Below are 22,466 nucleotides of genomic sequence, written 5' to 3'. Positions count from 1 at the left end.
TCGGTGGCTCAGGTCAAACGTATCCGTCGTAACGTCAGCGGCATCATTCTGCTCGACAAGCCCCTGGGCTTTACCTCGAACGCGGCGTTGCAGAAGGTTCGCTGGCTGCTCAATGCCGAGAAGGCCGGGCACACCGGCAGTCTCGACCCGCTGGCCACCGGGGTATTACCGTTGTGCTTCGGGGAGGCCACCAAGTTTTCGCAATACCTGCTCGATTCCGACAAGGGGTACGAAACCCTGGCGCAACTGGGCAAGACCACCACCACGGCGGATGCTGAGGGTGAGGTTTTGCAGGAGCGTCCGGTGACCGTTGGTCGATCCGATGTCGAAGCGGCGCTGCCGAAATTTCGAGGTCAAATCAGTCAGATACCGCCAATGTACTCGGCGCTCAAGCGTGATGGCCAGCCGCTGTACAAGCTCGCACGTGCAGGTGAAGTAGTGGAGCGCGAACCGCGTTCTGTTACTATTGCGCGCTTGGAATTGCTGGCCTTCGAAGGTGATACTGCGCGGCTTGCCGTGGATTGCAGCAAAGGCACCTATATTCGCACCCTGGTGGAGGATATCGGTGAGCAACTCGGTTGTGGCGCTTACGTTGCAGAACTGCGACGTACCCAGGCCGGGCCTTTCACGCTGGCGCAGACGGTGACGCTCGAAGAGCTGGAAGCCGTACATGCCGAAGGCGGCAACGAAGCGGTCGACCGCTTCCTGATGCCATCGGACAGCGGTTTGCTGGATTGGCCGCTGTTGCAGTTCTCCGAAGCGAGCGCGTTCTATTGGCTCAACGGCCAACCGGTTCGTGCCCCGGACGCTCCGAAGTTCGGCATGGTACGGGTACAGGATCACAACGGTCGCTTCATCGGGATCGGTGAAGTGAGCGAAGACGGGCGCATCGCGCCGCGTCGATTGATTCGGTCGGAATGACCGAAACCGGTCTGCGTAACAGCAGGCTGGCGAGGGTGGCTGTTAGCAGGCACGGTTACTTCTCATTTATAGATACAGGGATTTGTCCCTGGCCTGTTGAAGCTGTTTCTCTGAAACAGTTTCCTGATAAAAGGATTGCCTCATGGCTCTCAGCGTTGAAGAAAAAGCTCAAATCGTTACCGACTACCAGCAAGCTGTTGGTGATACTGGTTCTCCAGAAGTGCAAGTTGCACTGCTGACCCACAACATCAACAAACTGCAAGGTCACTTCAAGGCCAACGGTAAAGATCACCACTCCCGTCGTGGTCTGATCCGCATGGTTAACCAGCGTCGTAAGCTGCTGGACTACCTGAAAGGCAAAGACGTGAGCCGTTACAGCGCTCTGATCGGTCGCCTGGGTCTGCGTCGCTAATCAGCGATTGCGCTAGAGGTTGGTTGTCTGTCTTACGTCAGTGGGTTTCCCGCTGGCTTAGGGCAGGCTCCCAGCCTCAAGTTTTATCTGGATGCACGTTTTACCCTGGACAGGCGTTGGGCCGATTCCCGACATTGCCCAAGAATTTCGCAAGAAGACAAGTTCCCCCAAGAGCCACAAAAGAAGGTAGGACACCGTGAACCCGGTAATCAAAAAATTCCAGTTCGGTCAGTCGACCGTTACTCTCGAGACTGGCCGTATCGCCCGTCAGGCCTCCGGCGCAGTATTGGTCACCGTTGACGACGACGTCAGCGTATTGGTGACCGTAGTCGGTGCCAAGCAAGCCGATCCAGGCAAGGGCTTCTTCCCTCTGTCCGTTCACTACCAGGAAAAGACTTACGCTGCCGGTAAGATCCCTGGCGGTTTCTTCAAGCGCGAAGGCCGTCCTTCCGAGAAAGAAACCCTGACTTCCCGACTGATCGACCGTCCGATCCGTCCGCTGTTCCCAGAAGGCTTCATGAACGAAGTGCAGGTTGTCTGCACCGTCGTTTCCACCAGCAAGAAGACCGATCCGGACATCGCTGCGATGATCGGTACCTCGGCTGCGCTGGCGATCTCCGGCATTCCTTTCGATGGCCCGATCGGCGCTGCCCGTGTTGCTTTCCATGAAAGCACCGGCTACCTGCTGAACCCGACCTACGAGCAACTGGCTGCCTCCAGCCTGGACATGGTCGTCGCCGGTACCGAAGAAGCCGTACTGATGGTTGAATCGGAAGCCAAAGAACTGACCGAAGACCAGATGCTGGGCGCTGTACTGTTCGCCCACGACGAATTCCAGTCGGTGATCAAAGCTGTAAAAGAGCTGGCTGCCGAAGCTGCCAAGCCAACCTGGACCTGGGCTCCACAAGCTGAAGCCACCGAACTGCTGGGCGCTATCCGTGCCGAGTTCGGCGAAGCGATCTCCCAGGCTTACACCATCACCGTCAAGGCCGACCGTTACGCTCGTCTGGGCGAGTTGAAGGATCAAGTGGTTGCCAAGCTGTCCGGTGAGGAAGGCCAGCCTTCGTCCAGCGAAGTCAAAGCGGCTTTCGGTGAAATCGAATACCGCACCGTTCGCGAAAACATCGTTAACGGCAAGCCACGTATCGACGGTCGTGACACCCGTACCGTTCGTCCGCTGAACATCGAAGTGGGTGTTCTGCCAAAGACCCACGGTTCGGCGCTGTTCACCCGTGGTGAAACCCAGGCGCTGGTCGTTGCAACCCTGGGCACCGCCCGTGACGCGCAACTGCTGGACACCCTGGAAGGCGAGAAAAAAGACCCGTTCATGCTGCACTACAACTTCCCTCCGTTCTCGGTAGGCGAGTGTGGCCGCATGGGTGGCGCTGGTCGTCGTGAAATCGGTCACGGCCGTCTGGCTCGTCGTTCGGTTCAGGCCATGCTGCCCGCTGCCGACGTGTTCCCGTACACCATCCGCGTGGTATCGGAAATCACCGAATCCAACGGTTCGAGCTCGATGGCTTCGGTCTGCGGCGCTTCCCTGGCCCTGATGGACGCTGGTGTTCCAATGAAGGCGCCGGTTGCCGGTATCGCCATGGGCCTGGTTAAAGAAGGCGAGAAATTCGCCGTCCTGACCGACATCCTGGGTGACGAAGACCACCTGGGCGACATGGACTTCAAGGTAGCCGGTACCGCCAAAGGCGTCACCGCGCTGCAGATGGACATCAAGATCAAGGGCATCACCGAAGAAATCATGGAGATCGCTCTGGGCCAAGCCCTGGAAGCGCGCCTGAACATCCTCGGCCAGATGAACCAGATCATTGGCCAGTCGCGTACCGAACTGTCGGCCAACGCTCCGACCATGATCGCGATGAAAATCGACACCGACAAAATCCGTGATGTCATCGGTAAAGGCGGCGCGACCATCCGTGCGATCTGCGAAGAGACCAAGGCTTCGATCGACATCGAAGACGATGGCTCGATCAAGATCTTCGGCGAAACCAAGGAAGCGGCTGAAGCGGCTCGTCAGCGCGTCCTGGGCATCACCGCAGAAGCTGAAATCGGCAAGATCTACGTCGGCAAGGTTGAGCGCATCGTCGACTTCGGCGCGTTCGTCAACATTCTGCCGGGCAAGGACGGTCTGGTTCACATCTCCATGCTGAGCGATGCTCGCGTAGAGAAAGTGACCGACATCCTCAAGGAAGGCCAGGAAGTGGAAGTATTGGTACTGGACGTGGACAACCGCGGCCGTATCAAGCTGTCCATCAAAGACGTGGCAGCAGCCAAGGCTTCGGGCGTTTAATCACCACGCACGCCTGACCGCTCCAACGTTATGAAAAATGCCCCGCAGCGCAAGTTGCGGGGCATTTTTTTTGTGTGCACGAAAACGAAACGAATCGTGAAGTTGCCTGGCCTGAACGTCAGTGCTAGGTTTAGCCCACTGCCCGTGTAGCTCAGTCGGTAGAGCAGCGCACTCGTAACGCGAAGGTCGCAGGTTCGATTCCTGTTTCGGGCACCACCACCCTGTTTGCGATGATCCCCGAATGGTTCTGAAGGCCAGATAAACCGCCGTACATCCGGTTATTTGCGTCAGAGAGATCCTAGATGATCCAGATCCATCTTCCATTCCATCGATCAGCGAGAACGACATGACCGTAACAGCATTGAGCCAGGAAGCCCGGCACGAAGAAGCGCTGAAAAAGTACCTGCTTGAATCCCCGCAATTGGCCGACGAGATCAAGGATCTGCCCGCTGATGATCAGAAAGACCAGATCCAGTGGGCGTTCGAGGATGAGGCGGAAGCCCAGGGCTTGCAACCGTGGGAGCTGACGCTCAAGTACACCTCGAGCCCGGAGGAATTCGAGGCGACGCGCCTGGCCCTGCACAAGGAAGCGGCCGAAGTGTTGGGCGTCGAGTGGGAAGAGTACTGCGAGATGAATAATCTCGTCGTTTGACGAGAGCTTCAAGCGGCGAGCCTCAAGCGGCAAGTGACCCTGCCTGGGCTTGCGGCTTGCGGCTAATCGCTGGGTTACAAACTCAAGCGCATCGACAGATCGACTGCTTTCACATCCTTGGTCATTGCACCAATGGAAATGTAATCCACCCCGGTCTGCGCAATCGGCAGCAATGTCGATTCGTTGATTCCGCCGCTGGCCTCCAGCTTCGCCTTGCCGCCATTGAGTCGCACGGCTTCGCGCATGTCATCCAGGTTCAGCTCGTCGAGCATGATGATGTCGGCGCCGGCCGCCAGTGCTTCCTTGAGCTCTGCCAGGCTTTCCACCTCGATCTCCACCGGTTTGCCCGGCGCAATCTTGTGCGCAGCGCTGATCGCCTCGGCGATGCCACCGCACGCGGCGATGTGGTTTTCCTTGATCAGGAAAGCGTCGTAGAGGCCGATGCGGTGGTTGTGGCAGCCGCCGCAGGTGACGGCGTACTTTTGCGCCAGGCGTAGCCCTGGCAGGGTTTTGCGCGTGTCGAGCAGCTTTACCTGGGTTTCAGACACGAAATCTGCCAGGTATTGAGCGCGAGTGGCCACGCCGGAGAGCATTTGCAGGAAATTCAGGGCGCTGCGTTCGCCCGTCAACAACGAGCGAGCAGGGCCTTCGAGGTGGAACAGGGCCTGGTTGGGCTGGACCCGTTCGCCGTCTCGCACCTGCCAATGCACCGCAACACGAGGGTCCAGCTGGCGGAACACCGCGTCTACCCAAGCGGTGCCGGCAATGACAGCCGCGTCGCGGGTAATGATGGTGGCTTTGGCCAGGCGTTCAGCCGGGATGAGTTGCGCGGTGATGTCGCCGCTGCCCACATCTTCGAGCAACGCACGGCGTACGTTGGCTTCGATTTCGGCGGTGAGATCGGCGAGACGAAGATTGGGCATAACGGACTCCACAAACAAAGTGGCCCGAGTATAGGGCCTTGGCGCAACGCACCCAAGGCGTGTGACGCCCTTGTGTCGCTCCGAAGGCGTCATTTTCTCGGTTTCCGTGAATCATTCGCCGCCATCGATGGTCCATCTGGAGTGCCTGCTTGCGGTCTGTAGAGAGTTTGCTGGCACTGGAGCCCTCTTTTACAAGATAATGCGCCTTGCATTTGGCGCCATGACTTTGACGCCCACAGGAGAGCGGGATGCACAACGATGGGAATGTAGTGCCTTTGCGCAAGGTGACTACCGATTCGGCAACATTGTCGCCGCTCGCCCGTGTGCCCGTGATTCTGCTGCAGGTTCGCGACAAGGCGGTACTCCAGCTCAGGCACGGTATGCAGGCGCTGTTCGATAATGCCGATGATATGTTGTTCGAAATGTCCGACCGTGCGCGTGGTGACGTCGAACAGAACATCTTCTTCCAGGCCATGCGCGACTTGCGACTCAAGCGCAAAAATATCGAACGGGTTTTTCTTGAGCAGGTGCTGGAGGCGTTCGTCAGTCTCACCCGCTACAGCGAAGCGGCGATCGCGGCCCCTGCTGCCCTCGGCGTGGTAACGCCGCTCTCTGGCGATGAGCTGGAGCGCAGCCTGGCGGTAGAGGCCATGGTCAACAAGGTGCTGAACCGCGACGGTTTTGCGCTGGACCAGCTGACCGCCAGGCTCAGCACCCTGATCGGCAAGAAATTGGTGACCGCAGACAATCCGTTGGGACCTGCGATGCTTTGCGAGTATTTCATGCAGGCGGCACGCAATCTTGGGTTGGAGATCAAGGTCAAGTTGATCATCCTCAAGCTTTTCGAGCGTTATGTGCTCAACGACGCCGACCAACTCTACGCCGAAGCCAACCAGCTGCTGATCGCCACCGGCATCTTGCCCGATCTCAAGTCCGCCCCTGCGCGGCGCGCGCTCGATCGTGCGCAGGCCAGTGTCCAGGCCGAAATCACCGAAGCCAGTGCGCCGCTCGATCAGGATGTTCAGGAAGTGTTCGCCGCCCTGCAAGAGCTGCTGCTTCACATGCGTGGCCGAATAGCGCCGACCCTGGAGGTCAGTGCGCAGGCTCAGCCGATCTCCACCCGCGACCTGTTGCGTCTGCTCTCGCATCTGCAGCAATACGTGCCGCCGCCTGCGGTGCAGGATGACTTCGACCTTCGCAACCAGCTCGAACAGCTGTTGACCCGGGTCAGCCTCAAAAGCGGCAAGTCGCGAGTGGTGGGTGTCGCCGATGAAGACGTGATCAACCTGATCACGATGTTGTTCGAATGCATCCTCGATGACCGCAACTTGCCGGATTCGCTGAAAGCGCTGATTGGTCGCCTGCAGATTCCGATGCTCAAGGTAGCGGTGCTGGACAAGAGTTTCTTCAGTCGGGGCTGTCACCCGGCTCGGCGCCTGCTCAACGAAATCGCCGCCGCCGCCATGGGCTGGGGTGATTGCGACGATCACCAGCGCGACAGTTTGTACCTGCGTATCGAACAAGTCGTGCAACGCCTGTTGAGCGACTTTGTCGACGATCCGGCGATCTTTTCCGATCTGTTGGCCGAATTCCTGGCTTTCACCAGCGACGAACGTCGCCGCAGCGACCTGTTGGAGCAACGCACCCGCGACGCCGAAGAGGGCCGTGCGAGAGCCGAGTTGGCCAGCCAGCAGGTTGAGCAGGCATTGAACGCGGTGCTGCTGGGTAAAGTGCTGCCCAGGCAAGTACTGGCATTTGTTCAGCAAGCCTGGAGCCAGGTCTTGCTGTTGACGTGCCTCAAGCACGGTGACCAGTCCGAGCAGTGGCGAGCCGATGTACAGACCCTGGAACAATTGGTCTGGAGCGTGCAGCGTCATGACGAGCCCGACAGTGAGCTACGGCTGCTGGAACTGGTGCCCGGGTTGCTCAAGGCGCTGCGCGAGGGGTTGAACCGGTCGGCGTTCGATCCGTTTGCCACGGCCGAGTTTTTCAGTGAGCTGGAAAGCCTGCACGTCCAGGCGTTCGAACAAAAAGCCCCCGAGGCCGAGGCGCCGGTGATGGTGCAGGTGCAGGAGCAAATCCAGTTGCACAACGCCGATGAGGGGCCGGTCGATACAGGTTCGGCGGCGGACGATGAGAGCCTGCTTCAGGTTGATCGGCTGCAGGTGGGGGGCTGGGTAGAGTTTCAGGAAGAAGAGGAAAACACCCTGCGTTGCAAGCTGGCGGCAATCATCGACACCACGGGCAAGTACATTTTCGTGGATCGCACCGGGATGAAGGTGCGCGAGCGCAGCCGTGAAAGCCTGGCACTGGATATTCGCCGCCATACCGTGCGAATCCTCGATGACACCTTGCTGTTCGATCGGGCCCTGGAGTCGGTGATCGATAATCTGCAGCGTCTCAATCGCGGCAAGTGATCGCGTGACGGGGGGCTATCGCGGCATACTGGGTGCCAACACAGTCGACGTCGAAGGAAACGGTATGCAGTTGGACCCCGCGAGCGGTTGGTGCCAGGGCGTGAATGTTTGCCCTTCACCCAACTTCAATGCGCGCCCCTCGGGCGAAATCTCCCTGCTGGTGATCCACAACATCAGCTTGCCGCCGGCGCAATTCGCCACCGGCAAGGTGCAGGAATTCTTCCAGAATCGGCTGGATGTCACAGAGCATCCCTACTTTGAGGGGATCGCCGAACTGCGGGTGTCGGCCCACTTCCTGATTGAGCGAGACGGTACTGTCACCCAATTCGTGTCGTGCCTGGAACGCGCCTGGCATGCCGGTGTTTCGTGTTTCGAAGGCCGGGAAACCTGTAACGATTTTTCCGTGGGCATCGAGCTGGAAGGCACCGATGATCTGCCTTTCACCGACGCTCAATACGAGGCATTGACTGCATTGACGTTGCAGTTGCAGGACGCCTTCCCGGCCATCACCACGCAGCGTATCTGCGGGCATAGCGACATTGCTCCCGGGCGCAAGACTGATCCGGGGCCGGCGTTTGACTGGAGTCGTTATCGCGCAGCCCTGGCCAAAGAGGAACAACGATGAGTTTTCTGGTGTTGCTGTTGGCAGTGTGGATCGAGAAATTCTCGGCCCTGCGCCATCAAATTCAGCGTGACGGCGGTTGGGTACGTGAACTGCACAAGCTGGAGGCCAGCCCGCGCCTGGTCAATCACCCGTGGTGGGTGCTGCTGATCCTGGTGTTGTTGCCGGTGGCCCTGCTGGGGCTGTTGCTGGTGGTACTGGACCCGGTCGCCTACGGATTGCTGGCGCTGCCGGTGCATTTGCTGGTGGTGATTTACAGCTTGGGGCGTGGTGATTTGCTGGGTGGTCTCGGGCCGTTTCGCGATGCCTGGCGCCGCGAGGATTTGCAGGCTGCGGCGCATGTTGCCAAGCGCGATCTCGATATCTGCGCCGACAGTGGCGAGCAACTGCTGGAGCGTGTCCAGGGGCACCTGCTGTGGCAGGCCTACCAGAGCTTTTTTGCGGTGATCTTCTGGTATTTCCTCCTGGGGCCGGTGGCAGCGCTGAGTTATCGCCTGTTGGCCCTTGCCGAGGAGCATGGGCAAAATCCGACGGTGGTTGAGTGTGCGGCGCAGTTGCGACACGCCTTCGACTGGGTGCCGGTGCGCCTGCTGGCCGCCAGTTTTGCCTTGGTTGGCAATTTTGTCGCAGTGAGCCGGGTCATGCTCCACGAACTGTTGAACTGGAACATCAGCGCCGCTCAATTGATCGAGAAAATCGGACTGGTGGCCGGTGAAATCCCCGCGCCGGTAGCCGGACCCGATGGCATCAATAGCCTCGACCGGATCTGGGAGCTGCTACTGCGGGCCGCGGTGCTCTGGTACGCCGGTTTTGCCCTGTGGACGGTCCTTCCCTGAACGCATTCCTGTAGCCGCGGTTCTTCCCTGCGGCTACAGATCCGCGGCTGCCTCCGTTAACTTTAAGTTACAAAACCCCCCGTCGATTTGAGTTATACAACGACAGCACTCAATGGTGGCTATCTGCTGTCGACGTGCGCCGGCCAATAACAATAAAAAATCAACGGGGGACTTCCAGTGAAGAGCTTGCTCTATCCCGCTGTCGCGCTAATGAATCGCTTGAGCTTCGGCATGAAGTTCAGCCTGATCAGCATTCTGTTCCTGGTGCCGATGCTGGTGACCAACTTCTATCTGGTGCGCGATTCGTATCGTGAATTCCAGGGCACGCAAGTGGAGTTGCAGAGCCTCGATCTGCTGGGCAGCAGCCTGACTCTGCGCCGCGACCTGGAAACGCTGAACAACCTGGTGCAGATCAACGTCGTCCTGGGCCAGGCAGGCAAAGCCGGTCATGTCGAATCGAAAATCACCGCACTCGAACAGAATTTGCTGACGCGCCTGCAAGGGCTGACGGCGATGACGACCGATCCGGAACAGATCGCCGTGTTCGATGGTAAACGCGATGAAATGATCAGTGCGTTAAAGGCTCAGCAGACGGAAAATTCGCTGCAGAGCAAAAGTGCGCTGATCGGCAAACTGCTGGGCAATGCCCAGATTTTCAGCCAGATCGTCGCCAGCCAGGCGGGTCTGAGTCGTGACAGCCAGAGCGACATGCGTCAGCTCACCGAGCTCATTACCAACATCACACCGCCGGTCACCCAGATGCTAGGCGATGGGCGCGCCATGGGGTCCTACTCCCTGGGACAGGGCTTTCTCAATTCGTCGTCGAGCACACGCTTCGACGAGTTGCTTGCGCAGATCGAAAAACTGCAAGCCGAATACAGCCTGAAGCTCCAGGACGCATTGGGTTCGAGCAAGGTCGCGCGCGAAACACTGGCGACCCAGGCGGAGGCCAGCAAAGCGTCGCTGAAAAAGGCCAGTGAACTGTTCGAGGAGCAGGTGGTGATGGCCGACACCCTGGATGCGCCATGGCAGGCTTTCTACGATCAGGTCACCGGCTTGATGGACCAGACTTATCAGCTCAATGAAGCCACGCTGAAATTTCTCGATACCCAGTTGCAACAGCGCCTCAGCCAAAACCGCACCCACATGTTGCTGCAGGCCATCGCGCTGTCGGTGGTGTTTGTGCTGATTTTTTACCTCTACGGCGGTTTCTACGCCTCGACCCGCACGACCCTCAAGCGGCTCGGCGCGATGATGGACAAGGTGGCGGCCGGCGATATGACCGTCACCTTCAACGCCAACAGCCGTGATGAGCTGGGCGAGTTGGGTGAGGTGTTCAACGGCACGGTGAAAAAAATCCATGACCTGATCGAGCGCGTTGGCCACACCGTGGCAGAGGTCGAGCGGCAGGCCGGTCAGGTCGAGAATGTCTCGGCCCAGAGCAACCAGGCTGTGGCGGGGCAGCGCACGCAGATCGAGCAGGTGGCGACGGCAATGAACCAGATGTCGGCCACCTCCCAGGAAGTGGCGCGCAGTGCGGCTGCGGCAGTCAGTAGCGCCCACAGCGTCAATGACGAAACCATCAACGGGCGCGGCCTGGTGGAATCACAACAGGGCAGCATCGCTGCGCTGGCCAGCGAGATCGATCAATCGGTGCTGGTGATCAACCAACTGGCCAGTGATAGCCAGTCCATCAGCAGCGTGCTGGAAGTGATCAAAAGCATCGCCGAGCAGACCAATCTGCTGGCGCTCAACGCGGCTATCGAGGCGGCGAGGGCGGGTGAGCAGGGGCGTGGGTTTGCGGTGGTGGCGGACGAGGTCCGGACTTTGGCCAAGCGCACCCAGCAATCGACTGAAGAAATCGAACAGATGATTGCTAAATTGCACAGCGGTGTCGGCGCTGCGGTGAAAGCCATGGGCACCAGCCATCAGATGGCCAACGGCACGGTCGGACAGTCGGAAAAGGTTCAGCAGGCGCTGGAAAACATCCTCGGCGCTGTGGGAATGATCGTTGATCAGAACCAGCAGATCGCTGCGGCCGTGGAGCAACAGACCGCCGTCGCCCACGACATCGACCAGAACATCGTCGAGATCAACCGCGCCGGCGAGCGCACTGCTGAAGGCGCACACCAGACGGAGGACGCCAGCCGGGCGTTGTCGGTCCAGGTCATGGAACTCAAGCAACTGATCAGTGCATTTCGGGTCTGACGCACCCCGAGCCCCCTCTTGTGGGAGTGAGACTGCTTGCTCCCGCAAGAGGAAAAATCGCGCAGATTCCGGTGATTCTCGGGCGCCGTCTGTAATATTTGTTACCTCGGCGGGTAGGTATTATCTGCTTTCTCTCCAGGCTCTGGTTTTTGGTCTTCAATAAAGGATGATCCACAACCCTGACCTACCCTGAGGAGGCTCGGTTATGTCCGTCGTCACTACTGGAATACAGGGCCATTGCGCCCATTGTGGATGCACCCACCCACTCGAAGCCTGGCAGCTCAATGCCATCGCCATCCATGAGGCATTTCCCTGTTCGCACTGCCACAGAACGCTGGAGCTGAACGACCCCAGGCAAATCAAACGCATCAAGTCCCTGGATTCCCTCGCGATGCTGCGTGCCAGTACGTTGGTGATGGTGTGCACCGCTCTGCTGGTGGCGCTGGTGATGGAATGGATCGGATTACTCAGCGTGGTTGAACAGGTCAACTTCTCGCTGGTGGCGATTCTGATTTACTTTGTGGTGGTGCAATACGCCAGGCACCGGCAACACATCACGCTGATTCTGGAAGCCGCGAAGGTGCACGCCGACTGACTACCAGTTGAACAGCTCGCAGGCGTTGGCTGTGCTGGCCGCGGCCAGGCGCTCTGGGCTGATTGCCATGATCTGCGCCAGCGCCGCGCAGATCGCCGGCAGATGCGCAGGGCTGTTGCGCTGGCCGGCAAACATGGCCGGCGCCATGTCGGGTGAATCGGTTTCCAGCACTACCGATTCCAGCGGCAACTGGGCGAGTACCCGATGCATGCGCAACGCCTGCGGCCAGGTGGCGGCGCCGCCAAGACCCAATTTGAAACCGAGCCTTGTGTACTCGCGCGCTTCTTCGCGGCTGCCGGCAAAGGCGTGGATGATGCCCGCGCGTCGGGGTTTGAAGCGCTTGAGCGTGGCGATCACTGCCGCATGACTGCGTCGTACATGAATCAGCGCCGGCAGGTTGAAGTCGACGGCCAATTGCAATTGGGCCTCGAACAGAATCTGTTGGCGCTCACGATCAAGGGTCTCGATGAAATAATCCAGGCCGATCTCACCGACAGCGCAAAGCTGGCGGTGGCTGGCCAGGCGGCCCAGCCAGTCACCCAGTTCGTGCAGATCCTGCGGGCCATGCTGGTCCAGGTACACCGGGTGCAGGCCCAACGCCGCATGCAGGTCCGGGTCGCTTTGCACCAAGTCCCAGACCCGCTGCCAATTGGCTTGATAAACCCCCAGTACCACCATCTGGCGCACGCCCAGAGCGCGGCTTTGGGCGATCAACGCCTGGCGATCAGGGTCGAAGTCCGGAAAGTCCAGATGGGTGTGGGTGTCGATCAGCTCCACGGTTCAATCCTGGCGAATACGCTGCTTGAAGGTTCGCGCAATGGCATGTACGCCCGGCTGGTAATCGGACTGCTCGATGGCGGCCAGGGCTAGTTGCAACGCTTTGTCGGCGATCAATTGATGCTGCTGGGCCATGGCATTGACCGGCAGCGGCAGGAAGTCCAGCAACTGCGTGTCGCCAAAGGTGCCAAGGCGCAGCGGACGGGTTTTGAGCGGGAAGTCATGCAAGGCATCGAACACGCCTTGCAGCAGCACGTAGGAGGTGGTCACCAGCGCATCCGGTAAATGCCCCAGGCGCTGGAGCAGTTCTTCCATCAACTGCTGGCCGCAATCGCGGCTGAACGATTCCCCCTGCTCGATCAGGATTTCGCCTTCGAAACCGGTCAGTGCCTCCTTGAAGCCCGCCGCCCGCTCCTGGCTGATGCTCAGCTCCGGCCGCGCACCGATCAGCGCGATCTGCCGGGGCAATGGGTCGAGCAGGCTGCGGGTCAAATGCAGGCTGGCTTCGCGATCGTCGCTGATCACCGAGCAGAAATCGTCAGATGCCATGACCCGGTCGATGGCGATGATCGGAATACCCTTGGCCTGCAATTGGCGATAACTGTCGTCATCGGACGGCAGGCAACTGGCGACGATCAGCGCATCGCACCGACGGGCGCGGAACAATTGCAGCAATTGGCGCTCGCTCTCGGGCTCATCGTCGGAGCTGGCAATCAGCAACTGATAGCCTCGCGCCCGCGCCCCTTGTTCGAGCAATTTGGCAATGCGCGCATAACTGGGGTTTTCCAGGTCCGGCAGGATGAAACCCAAGGTGCGGGTATGCCGGCTGCGCAGCCCGGCTGCCTGTGGATTGGGGGTAAAGCCGTGGGCCTCGACGACCGCCCGTACGCGCTCGACGGTGGCGCTGCTGATACGTTGCTGCTCAGCCTTGCCGTTGATGACATAACTGGCGGTGGTAACGGACACACCGGCCAACTGCGCGATATCACTGAGTTTCAAACCGGGATTTCCTTTTTTTTCGAGCATGCCCGACATTTTGCCAATCCTACCCGATTCGGGCATGCAGCTTTTGTCGCAACGTATCCGACAGGTTGTGCTTCAACGAGACCGCATAATCGAGTAACGTTCCAAACATACTAGATTAAACGTTTCAGCAAGCGTATTTTCTGCGCATTAGTTGCATTTGGCCGGTTCTGCCGCGAAACCGCCAAAAGTTGCGACCAAGCGCTTAAGCTGACTCATTCAAAACAATACCTGGCGCCCCGAGGTGCCAAAAAGGAGAACGCATGCTCGAGCTCACGATAGAGCAGATTTCCATGGGCCAATCAGCCGTGGACAAGTCTTCGGCGCTGGAGCAACTGGCCGGCCACCTGGTGACCGATGGCCTGGTGGCCGACGGGTATCTCGCCGGTCTGCAGGCACGTGAGGCCCAGGGCTCGACGTTTCTTGGCCAAGGCATTGCCATTCCCCACGGCACCCCGCAAACCCGCGACCAGGTGTTTTCCACCGGCGTACGGTTGATGCAGTTCCCCGATGGTGTGGATTGGGGCGACGGCCAGATGGTCTACCTGGCCATCGGCATCGCGGCCAAGTCCGACGAACATCTACGCCTCCTGCAATTGTTGACCCGTGCCCTCGGTGAGACCGATCTGGGTCAGGCCCTGCGTCGCGCCACTTCTGCTCAAGCCCTGTTGAAACTGCTGCAAGGCGCGCCACAGGAGCTGGCGCTGGACGCACAGATGATCGGCCTGGGGGTGCCGGCAGAGGACTTCGAAGAGCTGGTCTGGCGCGGCGCCCGTCTGTTACGTCAGGCCGATTGCGTCAGCAGCGGTTTTTCTGCGGTGTTGCAGCAAGTCGAAGCCCTGCCCCTCGGCGATGGCCTGTGGTGGCTGCACAGTGAGCAAACGGTCAAGCGTCCGGGCCTGGCCTTCGTTACACCGGACAAGCCCCTGCGTTATCTCGGCCAGCCGCTAAACGGTCTGTTCTGCCTGGCCAGTCTGGGTGAAGCACACCAGGCTCTGCTCGAGCGGCTGTGCGCGCTGCTGATCGAAGGCCGTGGCCATGAACTGGGTCGCGCCACCAGTTGCCGCAAGGTTCTCGAAGTGCTGGGCGGCGAGTTGCCGGCGGACTGGCCCAGCGCGCGCATTGCCCTGGCCAATGCCCACGGTTTGCACGCACGTCCGGCGAAGATCCTCGCGCAACTGGCGAAGAGCTTTGACGGCGAAATCCGCGTACGCCTGGTCGACGGGCACGACAGCGCCGTATCGGTGAAGAGCCTGAGCAAGTTGCTCGGCCTCGGCGCCCGTCGCGGTCAGGTGCTGGAATTGATCGCTCAGCCGAACATCGCCGCGGATGCATTGCCTGCATTGTTGGCGGCCATCGAGGAAGGCCTGGGTGAAGAGGTCGAACCGCTGCCGGCTGTGGGTCAGCAGCCCGAGGTCGAGGTTGCCGAAGTGTTGCTCGCTCCGGTGGCCGGTAGCGTGGTCCGGGCCATCCCGGCGGCGCCGGGCATCGCCATTGGCCCGGCACATATCCAGGTGCTGCAAGCCATCGATTATCCGCTGCGGGGTGAGTCCGCCGCTGTTGAGCGCCAGCGGCTGCAACAGGCGTTGGCGCAAGTGCGGCAGGACATCGCCGGCTTGATCGAACGCAGCCAGTCCAAGGCGATTCGCGAGATTTTTGTCACCCACCAGGAAATGCTCGACGACCCTGAATTGACCGACGAGGTCGAGACCCGTCTCAAGCAAGGTGAAAGTGCCGAAGCCGCCTGGATGACCGTGATCGAAGCGGCGGCCAAGCAACAGGAATCGTTGCAGGACGCGCTGCTGGCCGAGCGCGCGGCGGACTTGCGCGACATCGGTCGTCGTGTGCTGGCACAACTGTGCGGCATCCAGACTCCGAGCGAGCCGGATCAGCCGTACATTCTGGTGATGGACGAAGTGGGGCCGTCCGACGTGGCGCGCCTGGATCCCGCCCGGGTTGCTGGCATTCTCACTGCCCGGGGTGGCGCCACCGCTCACAGCGCCATTGTCGCTCGCGCACTGGGCATCCCGGCGCTGGTCGGTGCGGGTGCGGCGGTATTGCTGTTGACGCCGGGCACGCCCTTGCTGCTCGACGGTCAGCGCGGTCGGCTGCACGTGGAGGCCGACGCCGCGACCTTGCAGCGCGCCACACAAGAGCGCGACAGCCGCGAGCAACGCTTGAAGGCGGCCGCCGAACAACGTCATCAACCGGCGCTGACCACCGACGGCCACGCGGTCGAGGTGTTTGCCAATATCGGTGAAAGTGCCGGTGTCAGCAGCGCGGTGGAGCAGGGCGCCGAAGGTGTTGGCCTGTTGCGCACCGAACTGATTTTCATGGCCCACCCGCAGGCACCGGACGAAGCGACCCAGGAAGCTGAATACCGTCGTGTCCTCGATGGCCTGGCCGGTCGCCCATTGGTGGTGCGCACCCTCGATGTCGGCGGCGACAAGCCGTTGCCTTACTGGCCGATCGCCAAGGAAGAAAACCCCTTCCTCGGCGTGCGGGGTGTACGCCTGACCCTACAGCGCCCGCAGATCATGGAAGCGCAACTGCGCGCATTGTTGCGTGCCGCCGACAATCGCCCGTTGCGTATCATGTTCCCGATGGTCGGCAGCGTCGAAGAGTGGCGCCAGGCGCGGGACATGACCGAACGGCTGCGCCTGGAAATTCCGGTGGCAGACCTGCAATTGGGGATCATGATCGAAGTGCCCTCGGCAGCGCTGCTCGCGCCGGTACTGGCCAGGGAAGTCGACTTCTTCAGCATCGGCACCAACGACCTGACCCAATACACCCTGGCCATCGACCGTGGTCATCCGACTTTGTCGGCCCAGGCTGACGGCTTGCATCCGGCGGTGTTGCAACTGATCGACATCACCGTGCGCGCGGCCCATGCCCATGGCAAATGGGTCGGCGTGTGCGGCGAGCTGGCGGCAGACCCGCTGGCGGTGCCGGTGCTGGTCGGTCTGGGCGTCGATGAACTCAGCGTCTCCGGACGCAGCATTGCTGAGGTTAAAGCGCGCGTGCGCGAACTCAGCCTGAATCAGGCGCAAACCCTCGCCACCCAGGCGCTGGCCGTGGGCAGCGCGAATGAAGTCCGTACACTCGTGGAGGCCCTGTAATGGCCCGGATTCTCACCCTGACCCTCAACCCGGCGCTGGACCTGACGGTGCAGTTGCCACGGCTCGAGGCCGGTCAGGTCAACCGCAGCGACGACATGCACACCCATGCGGCCGGCAAAGGCCTGAACGTGGCGCAGGTGTTGGCTGACCTGGGACATGAACTCACCGTCTGCGGGTTTATTGGGGAAGACAATCTCCAGGCATTCGAAAGCCTGTTCGCCAAACGGGGCTTCGTGGACGCGTTCATCCGTGTGCCCGGCGAAACCCGAAGCAACATCAAGATCGCCGAACGTGATGGTCGCATCACCGATGTCAACGGCCCGGGGCCCAGGGTCAGTGAGTCGGCCCAGCAAGCGCTGCTCGATCGCCTTGAACAGATTGCCCCTGGGCATGATGCGGTGGTGGTGGCCGGCAGCTTGCCTCTGGGGGTCACCCCCGAGTGGTTCCAGGGGGTGGTGCTGGGGTTGAAAACGATGGGGTTGAAAGTGGCGCTGGACACCAGTGGCGATGCGTTGCGAGCGGCGCTCAAGGCCGGGCCGTGGTTGATCAAACCCAATACCGAAGAGTTGGCCGAGGTGCTCGGCTGCGAAGTGATCTCGGTGGCCGCCCAGGCGGATGTCGCGACCCGCCTGCACGCCCAGGGCATCGAGCACGTGGTGGTTTCCCACGGTGCGGACGGCGTGAACTGGTTCAGTGTGGGCACGGCGCTGCACGCCATGCCGCCCAAGGTCAGCGTCGTCAGCACGGTGGGTGCCGGGGATTCGCTGCTTGCTGGTGTGCTCCACGGTCTGCTCAGTGCCGATACGCCCGAGCAAACCCTGCGCACGGCCACGGCGATTGCCGCGATGGCGGTGACGCAGATCGGTTACGGCATTGGCGATGCGGCGCAGTTGGCGCAGCTCGAACAGGGTGTACGCGTGCGTCCCCTGACAGAACAATAAGAGGGTATGTCATGAAGTTAGCCATTGTTACGGCCTGCCCGACCGGTATGGTCACCAGTGTGCTGTGCGCTCGTCTGCTCGATGCTGCGGCGCAGCGCCAGGGCTGGAGCACCAGCGTCGAAGTGATTGACGCGTCCCATCCGGAGCGACAGTTGTCGGCGGCCACCATCGAGGCGGCCGAGTGGGTGCTGCTGGTGACCAGCGCGCCGGTGGACCTCTCGCGATTCGTCGGCAAACGCGTGTTCCAGAGTACCCCTGCTCAAGCGTTGCAGGATGTCGAGGCGGTGTTGCGACGCGGTGCGCAGGAGGCGCAAGTCTGTGTGCTGTCCGAAGCTGGCAGCGAACCCGCACCCGTCACGAAAAGCATTCCGCGTCTGGTGGCGATCACCGCTTGCCCGACCGGCGTCGCCCACACCTTCATGGCCGCCGAAGCCTTGCAGAGCGCAGCGAAACGTTTGGGTTATGACCTGCAGATCGAAACCCAGGGTTCGGTCGGTGCTCGCAACCCACTCAGCGCCCAGGCGATTGCCGAGGCCGATGTGGTGTTGCTGGCCTGCGACATTGAAGTGGCCACCGAACGTTTTGCCGGCAAGAAGATTTATCGCTGTGGCACCGGTATCGCTTTGAAACACGCCGAGTCGACCCTGAACAAGGCACTGGCCGAAGGCGAGCAGGAAAGTGCGGCGGCCGGGGCCAAGGCACCCGCCAAGCAGGAAAAGAGCGGCGTCTACAAGCACCTGCTCACCGGCGTTTCGTTCATGCTGCCGATGGTGGTGGCGGGCGGGCTGATGATTGCGTTGTCGTTTGTGTTCGGCATCACCGCGTTCAAGGAAGAGGGCACGCTGGCTGCTGCGCTGATGCAGATCGGCGGCGAGACCGCGTTCAAGTTGATGGTGCCGTTGCTGGCGGGTTACATCGCCTATTCGATTGCCGACCGTCCAGGCCTGGCGCCGGGGATGATCGGTGGCTTGCTGGCGAGCACGCTGGGTGCCGGGTTTATCGGCGGGATCATTGCCGGTTTCATCGCCGGTTACGCGGCCAAGGCGATCAGTCGTTACGTGGCATTGCCGCAGAGCCTCGAAGCGCTGAAACCGATCCTGATCATTCCACTGTTCGCCAGCCTGTTCACCGGTCTGGTGATGATCTACGTGGTCGGCAAGCCAGTGGCCGGGATGCTCGCGGCGCTCACGCATTTCCTCGACAGCATGGGCACCACCAACGCGATCCTGCTGGGCGTGTTGCTGGGCGGCATGATGTGCGTCGACCTAGGCGGGCCGATCAACAAGGCGGCGTACGCCTTTTCGGTGGGGCTGCTGGCCTCGCAGAGCTACGCACCGATGGCCGCGACCATGGCCGCCGGCATGGTGCCGCCGATTGGCTTGGGCATCGCCACCTTCCTCGCTCGCCGCAAGTTCGCCCAGACCGAGCGCGAGGCCGGTAAAGCCGCGTTGGTGCTGGGGCTGTGTTTCATCTCCGAAGGCGCAATCCCCTTCGCCGCCAAGGACCCGCTGCGCGTGATCCCGGCCAGCATCGCCGGTGGTGCGCTGACTGGGGCGTTGTCGATGTATTTCGGCTGCAAACTGATGGCGCCACACGGCGGTTTGTTCGTGCTGGCGATCCCCAATGCGATCAACCATGCGCTGCTGTACCTGCTGGCAATAGTCGCGGGAAGCCTGCTGACGGCAGTGGCGTATGCGCTGCTCAAACGCCCGGAAGTGGCGGAGTTGGCGGTGGAACCGGTGAGCGCCTGACCTGACACCCTGCGGTGGTCGTCAACGATGACGCGGGATGCCTGATACCTCGCGGTGTTCATGCGTTCATCGCGAGTAAACTCGCTCCTACAGGGATTTGTGGTGAACGCAATTCATGTGAACGCCGCCGATCCTGTAGGAGCGAGCCTGCTCGCGATGGTCGTCAACGATGACGCGGGATGCCTGATACCCCGCGGTGTCCATGCGTTCATCGCGAGCAAGCTCGCTCCTACAGGGATTTGTGGTGAACGCAATTCCCGTGAGCGCCGCCGCTCCTGTAGGAGCGGGCTTGCCCGCGATGGCGATCGCGCTGTCAGTAGACGTCCCGGCGATACCGCCCCTGTTCGATCAACCGCTCGACCTCGGCAGCGCCGAGCACTTCGTTGAGCACGTGGTCCACGCCACTGGCCATGCCTTCAAGGCTGCCGCAGATGTAGATCGACGCACCGTCCGCCAGCCATTTTTTCAGCTCGTCGGCGCGCTGGCGCAACAGGTCCTGCACGTAGACTTTCTCGGATTGATCACGCGAGAAGGCCAGGTCCAGGCGTTCGAGGTCGCCTGAAATCAGCCACTCCTGCAACTCGTCGCGACACAGGAAATCGTGCTCGCGGTTACGCTCCCCGAACAATAGCCAGTGGCGCTGTTGCCCATCGGCGATCCGCGCCTTGAGCAAACTGCGCAGTCCGGCCAGGCCCGTGCCGTTACCCAGCAAAATCATCGGTACCGGTTCGGCTGGCAGATGGAAACCGCTGTTACGCCGCACCCGCAGGCTGATGCTGCTGCCCACGGGGGCGTGTTCGGTCAGCCAGCCGGAGCCGATGCCCAGGCTGCCATCGGTGTGCAGTTGCTGGCGTACGATCAGCTCCAGCACGCCGTCGGCGGCAATTGAAGCGATGGAGTATTCGCGTATGGCCAGGGGCACCAGCGCGTCGACCAGCGCCTGGGCGTGCAGGCCAACCAGATGCGCGCGGTTCTCCGGCAGTTGGCGGGTGGCAAGTGCTTGCTCCAGTGGCTGCGACAGGTCATCGAGGTGCACGTTGGCGCGACCGTCGATTCCCAGGCCATCGAGGAAGTGCTCGATGGCCCACGGGCAATTGCGCGGCATCACTTCCACCAGGTCACCGGCCAGCCAACTGCTGGTGCTCGGTGCGCTGAGGCCCAGCAGGTACACCGGCGCGCCGCTGCTGTCAGGGTTCATCAGGTCGCGGCGTACCAGCGTCCAGTTGTCGTAGCTCGGTGCCTGCCAGGTGTCGACGGGGGCCTGTCCGGTCAGTTGGCTCAGTTGCTGCTGCCAGTGACGCAGGGCGTACGGGTCGCCGCTGTCGACTTCCACCGGGGTGAACAGGCTTTTGCCGCCATGCTCGCCCAGCCAGTTGTGCAGACGACGGGCGAAACCGCAGAAGTGCTGATACTGGCGATCACCGAGGCCCAGTACCGCGTAGTTCAAGCGCTCCAGGCTCAATGCCTGGCCCAGCACTTTGCGTTCGAAACCGCGGGCGCTGTCCGGCGCATCGCCCTCGCCAAAGGTGCTGACCACGAACAGCGCGTTGCTGGAGTCCTGCAAGTCCTGTTCGCTGACGCTGGCCAGCGGCTGGACGTTCACCGGCACCCCGGCCGCCTGCAACTGGCCGGCGGTCTGCCACGCCAGTTGCTCGGCAAACCCGCTCTGGCTGGCGAAACCGATCAGCCACGCCGGAGCGTTGCCGGAGGGCTGTGCCAGGCCCTGGCGTGCGTCCTTGATCTGGCGTTTCTTGCGGCGTCGGTCCAGGTACAGCAACCACCCGGTGACGAAGAACAGCGGCATGGTCAGGGAACTGATCGTCAGGATGATGCGCCCGGTGATGCCGAAGTAACTGCCGGTGTGCAGCGCATAGATACTGGTCAGCAGCTGCCCGCCGAGGCGCTTGTCACTGTAACGGTCGTGGCGCTTGATCACGCCGGTGGCCGGGTCCAGGGTGATCTGGTTCAGGGCGCGGTCATGGGGCGAGTCTTTCAACAGGTAGAACACCGTCGCCGGCTGCCCGGCCACGGGCGGCATGCGTGTGTTGTAGAAGCTCAAACCAGGCCCAGCGGCGCTGTAGATGCTGCTCCACATGGCCGAATAATCGGCGGCAGGCGCCGGGCCGTCGGGTGCTGGACCCCGGTTGCGCACGCGCTCGTTCTGCGGCGAATCGGAGAGCAACTGCGTCAGCCCCTTGCTGTACCACTCGTAGGACCAGAACAACCCGGTCAAGGCTGAGAAAAGGTAAAACACCAGGCACCAGGTGCCCGCGACCGAATGCAGGTCCCAGTTGAAGCTGCGACCTTTTTTCTTCCAGTCGAGGGTCAGCCAGGCGCGCCAGCTTTTCCACTGACGAGGCCAGCGCAGGTACAAGCCGGACAGGCAGAAGAACAACAGGATCAAGGTACAGGCGCCCGTGATCTGCCGGCCGCTTTCACCCATGGCGAGAAAGCGGTGCAGTTGCAGCATCAGGCCGAAGAATTGCTGCCCGCTGGCGTCACCCATCAGTTCGCCGGTGTAAGGGTCGAATATGCGCATGGGGCCGCGACGCTCACCCGGCGGCGGGGTGAAGAAGGCACGGGCGGCGAGGTCGCTGTCGATGTTGACCGAGAGCATCGCGACTTTAAGCCCTGTGGCCGCTTCGACTTTCGCCACCAGCTCGGCGGGCGGCAGTACGCCGGCAACCTGTTTTTGCACCTGCAGCACTGAAGGATTGATGGCGTACAGGATTTCATCCTGAAACGAAACCAGCGCCCCGGTGATGCCCATCAGGGCCAGGACCAGTCCGGCACTGATGCCAAAAAACCAGTGCAACTGGAACAGGGTTTTCTTCAACACGTCGCTCGCCTTGTTCGTTCGAAAGTGGTCATCACGGCGCGCATTATGAAGCCGTGGGTTGTCGAGAAACATTGTTTTCACGCAACAAAGCCCTGTTCATCTGGATGAACAGGGCTATTTGCTTTTCC

General features: G+C 61.1%; 16 protein-coding genes, 1 tRNA gene and 1 pseudogene. 14 read left to right on the top strand and 4 right to left on the bottom strand.

Annotated elements, in window-relative coordinates; all coding sequences use genetic code 11:
• Positions 1–3: 3 nt before the first annotated feature.
• The 5 genes from truB (at position 4) to AB4N64_RS21280 (ending at position 4,287) form a co-directional block, all read left to right on the top strand.
• Positions 4–921: a tRNA pseudouridine(55) synthase TruB gene (gene truB, locus AB4N64_RS21300; protein ID WP_460118231.1), complete on the top strand. Its 918-nt coding sequence runs from the start codon at positions 4–6 to the stop codon at positions 919–921.
• Positions 922–1,063: 142 nt separating this feature from the next.
• Positions 1,064–1,333: a 30S ribosomal protein S15 gene (gene rpsO / locus AB4N64_RS21295; RefSeq protein WP_460118228.1), complete on the top strand. Its 270-nt coding sequence runs from the start codon at positions 1,064–1,066 to the stop codon at positions 1,331–1,333.
• A 196-nt stretch (positions 1,334–1,529) separates the two neighbouring features.
• A complete protein-coding gene (gene pnp, locus AB4N64_RS21290) occupies positions 1,530–3,635 on the top strand; it encodes a polyribonucleotide nucleotidyltransferase (RefSeq protein WP_368556984.1) in 2,106 nt (701 codons plus the stop codon).
• 140 nt (positions 3,636–3,775) lie between these two features.
• Positions 3,776–3,851 (top strand) — tRNA-Thr (locus AB4N64_RS21285).
• Between the two features lie 130 nt (positions 3,852–3,981).
• Entirely contained in the window at positions 3,982–4,287 is a 306-nt protein-coding gene (locus AB4N64_RS21280; protein ID WP_460118226.1) for a DUF6388 family protein, read from the top strand.
• A gap of 74 nt (positions 4,288–4,361) precedes the next feature.
• Here the strand turns inward: AB4N64_RS21280 and nadC are convergent, their stop codons facing one another.
• Positions 4,362–5,210: a carboxylating nicotinate-nucleotide diphosphorylase gene (gene nadC, locus AB4N64_RS21275; RefSeq protein ID WP_460118224.1), complete on the bottom strand. Its 849-nt coding sequence runs from the start codon at positions 5,208–5,210 to the stop codon at positions 4,362–4,364.
• Positions 5,211–5,458: 248 nt separating this feature from the next.
• On the opposite strand from nadC, the gene AB4N64_RS21270 reads away from it, so the two are divergent.
• From AB4N64_RS21270 to AB4N64_RS21245, 6 genes and pseudogenes are all read left to right on the top strand, one after another.
• Positions 5,459–7,627 (top strand): DUF1631 domain-containing protein, encoded by a 2,169-nt coding sequence (locus tag AB4N64_RS21270; RefSeq protein ID WP_460118222.1) that lies wholly within the window; start codon positions 5,459–5,461, stop codon positions 7,625–7,627.
• A gap of 64 nt (positions 7,628–7,691) precedes the next feature.
• Positions 7,692–8,252: a 1,6-anhydro-N-acetylmuramyl-L-alanine amidase AmpD gene (gene ampD / locus AB4N64_RS21265; protein WP_460118220.1), complete on the top strand. Its 561-nt coding sequence runs from the start codon at positions 7,692–7,694 to the stop codon at positions 8,250–8,252.
• Complete coding sequence (gene ampE, locus AB4N64_RS21260) at positions 8,249–9,085, top strand: regulatory signaling modulator protein AmpE (RefSeq protein WP_460118218.1); 837 nt, start codon at positions 8,249–8,251, stop codon at positions 9,083–9,085. The genes ampD and ampE overlap by 4 nt, the downstream gene beginning before the upstream one ends.
• Before the next feature lie 210 nt (positions 9,086–9,295).
• A pseudogene (locus AB4N64_RS21255) lies at positions 9,296–10,387 on the top strand (methyl-accepting chemotaxis protein); the annotation flags it as partial.
• Positions 10,364–11,293: a methyl-accepting chemotaxis protein gene (locus AB4N64_RS21250; protein WP_460126819.1), complete on the top strand. Its 930-nt coding sequence runs from the start codon at positions 10,364–10,366 to the stop codon at positions 11,291–11,293. The pseudogene AB4N64_RS21255 and the gene AB4N64_RS21250, both read left to right, overlap by 24 nt.
• Positions 11,294–11,498: 205 nt before the next feature.
• Complete coding sequence (locus AB4N64_RS21245; RefSeq protein WP_460118216.1) at positions 11,499–11,888, top strand: hypothetical protein; 390 nt, start codon at positions 11,499–11,501, stop codon at positions 11,886–11,888.
• Here the strand turns inward: AB4N64_RS21245 and AB4N64_RS21240 are convergent, their stop codons facing one another.
• Entirely contained in the window at positions 11,889–12,665 is a 777-nt protein-coding gene (locus AB4N64_RS21240; protein ID WP_460118214.1) for a TatD family hydrolase, read from the bottom strand.
• 3 nt (positions 12,666–12,668) lie between these two features.
• Positions 12,669–13,664 (bottom strand): catabolite repressor/activator, encoded by a 996-nt coding sequence (gene cra / locus AB4N64_RS21235; RefSeq protein WP_460118212.1) that lies wholly within the window; start codon positions 13,662–13,664, stop codon positions 12,669–12,671.
• 287 nt (positions 13,665–13,951) lie between these two features.
• On the opposite strand from cra, the gene ptsP reads away from it, so the two are divergent.
• Genes ptsP through AB4N64_RS21220 form a run of 3 tightly spaced genes read left to right on the top strand, consistent with a single transcriptional unit; the run spans position 13,952 to position 19,499 of the window.
• The gene (gene ptsP, locus AB4N64_RS21230; protein ID WP_460118210.1) at positions 13,952–16,807 is read left to right on the top strand and encodes a phosphoenolpyruvate--protein phosphotransferase; all 2,856 of its coding nucleotides are present in this window, start codon (positions 13,952–13,954) and stop codon (positions 16,805–16,807) included.
• The gene (pfkB, locus tag AB4N64_RS21225; protein WP_460118208.1) at positions 16,807–17,748 is read left to right on the top strand and encodes a 1-phosphofructokinase; all 942 of its coding nucleotides are present in this window, start codon (positions 16,807–16,809) and stop codon (positions 17,746–17,748) included. Before ptsP ends, pfkB begins: the two co-directional genes overlap by 1 nt.
• Positions 17,749–17,759: 11 nt before the next feature.
• On the top strand, positions 17,760–19,499 hold the full coding sequence (locus tag AB4N64_RS21220) for a PTS fructose-like transporter subunit IIB (protein WP_460118207.1): 1,740 nt from the start codon (positions 17,760–17,762) through the stop codon (positions 19,497–19,499).
• Between the two features lie 313 nt (positions 19,500–19,812).
• On the opposite strand, the gene AB4N64_RS21215 is transcribed toward AB4N64_RS21220, so the two are convergent.
• A complete protein-coding gene (locus tag AB4N64_RS21215) occupies positions 19,813–22,338 on the bottom strand; it encodes a PepSY domain-containing protein (protein ID WP_460118205.1) in 2,526 nt (841 codons plus the stop codon).
• Between the last annotated feature and the right edge of the window lie 128 nt (positions 22,339–22,466).

The sequence above is a fragment of the Pseudomonas sp. S2_C03 genome (assembly GCF_054668405.1).
Note: the sequence above shows the minus strand (reverse complement) of the source record. Positions and strands in the feature narration are given on the sequence as shown.

Coding starts and splice junctions, on each gene's coding strand:
- AB4N64_RS21270 (WP_460118222.1), top strand. CDS start 5,459: ATGCACAACGATGGGAATGTAGTGCCTTTGCGCAAGGTGACTACCGAT.
- AB4N64_RS21220 (WP_460118207.1), top strand. CDS start 17,760: ATGAAGTTAGCCATTGTTACGGCCTGCCCGACCGGTATGGTCACCAGT.
- AB4N64_RS21250 (WP_460126819.1), top strand. CDS start 10,364: ATGACCGTCACCTTCAACGCCAACAGCCGTGATGAGCTGGGCGAGTTG.
- ampE (WP_460118218.1), top strand. CDS start 8,249: ATGAGTTTTCTGGTGTTGCTGTTGGCAGTGTGGATCGAGAAATTCTCG.
- ptsP (WP_460118210.1), top strand. CDS start 13,952: ATGCTCGAGCTCACGATAGAGCAGATTTCCATGGGCCAATCAGCCGTG.
- ampD (WP_460118220.1), top strand. CDS start 7,692: ATGCAGTTGGACCCCGCGAGCGGTTGGTGCCAGGGCGTGAATGTTTGC.
- AB4N64_RS21280 (WP_460118226.1), top strand. CDS start 3,982: ATGACCGTAACAGCATTGAGCCAGGAAGCCCGGCACGAAGAAGCGCTG.
- AB4N64_RS21245 (WP_460118216.1), top strand. CDS start 11,499: ATGTCCGTCGTCACTACTGGAATACAGGGCCATTGCGCCCATTGTGGA.
- nadC (WP_460118224.1), bottom strand. CDS start 5,210: ATGCCCAATCTTCGTCTCGCCGATCTCACCGCCGAAATCGAAGCCAAC.
- rpsO (WP_460118228.1), top strand. CDS start 1,064: ATGGCTCTCAGCGTTGAAGAAAAAGCTCAAATCGTTACCGACTACCAG.
- pfkB (WP_460118208.1), top strand. CDS start 16,807: ATGGCCCGGATTCTCACCCTGACCCTCAACCCGGCGCTGGACCTGACG.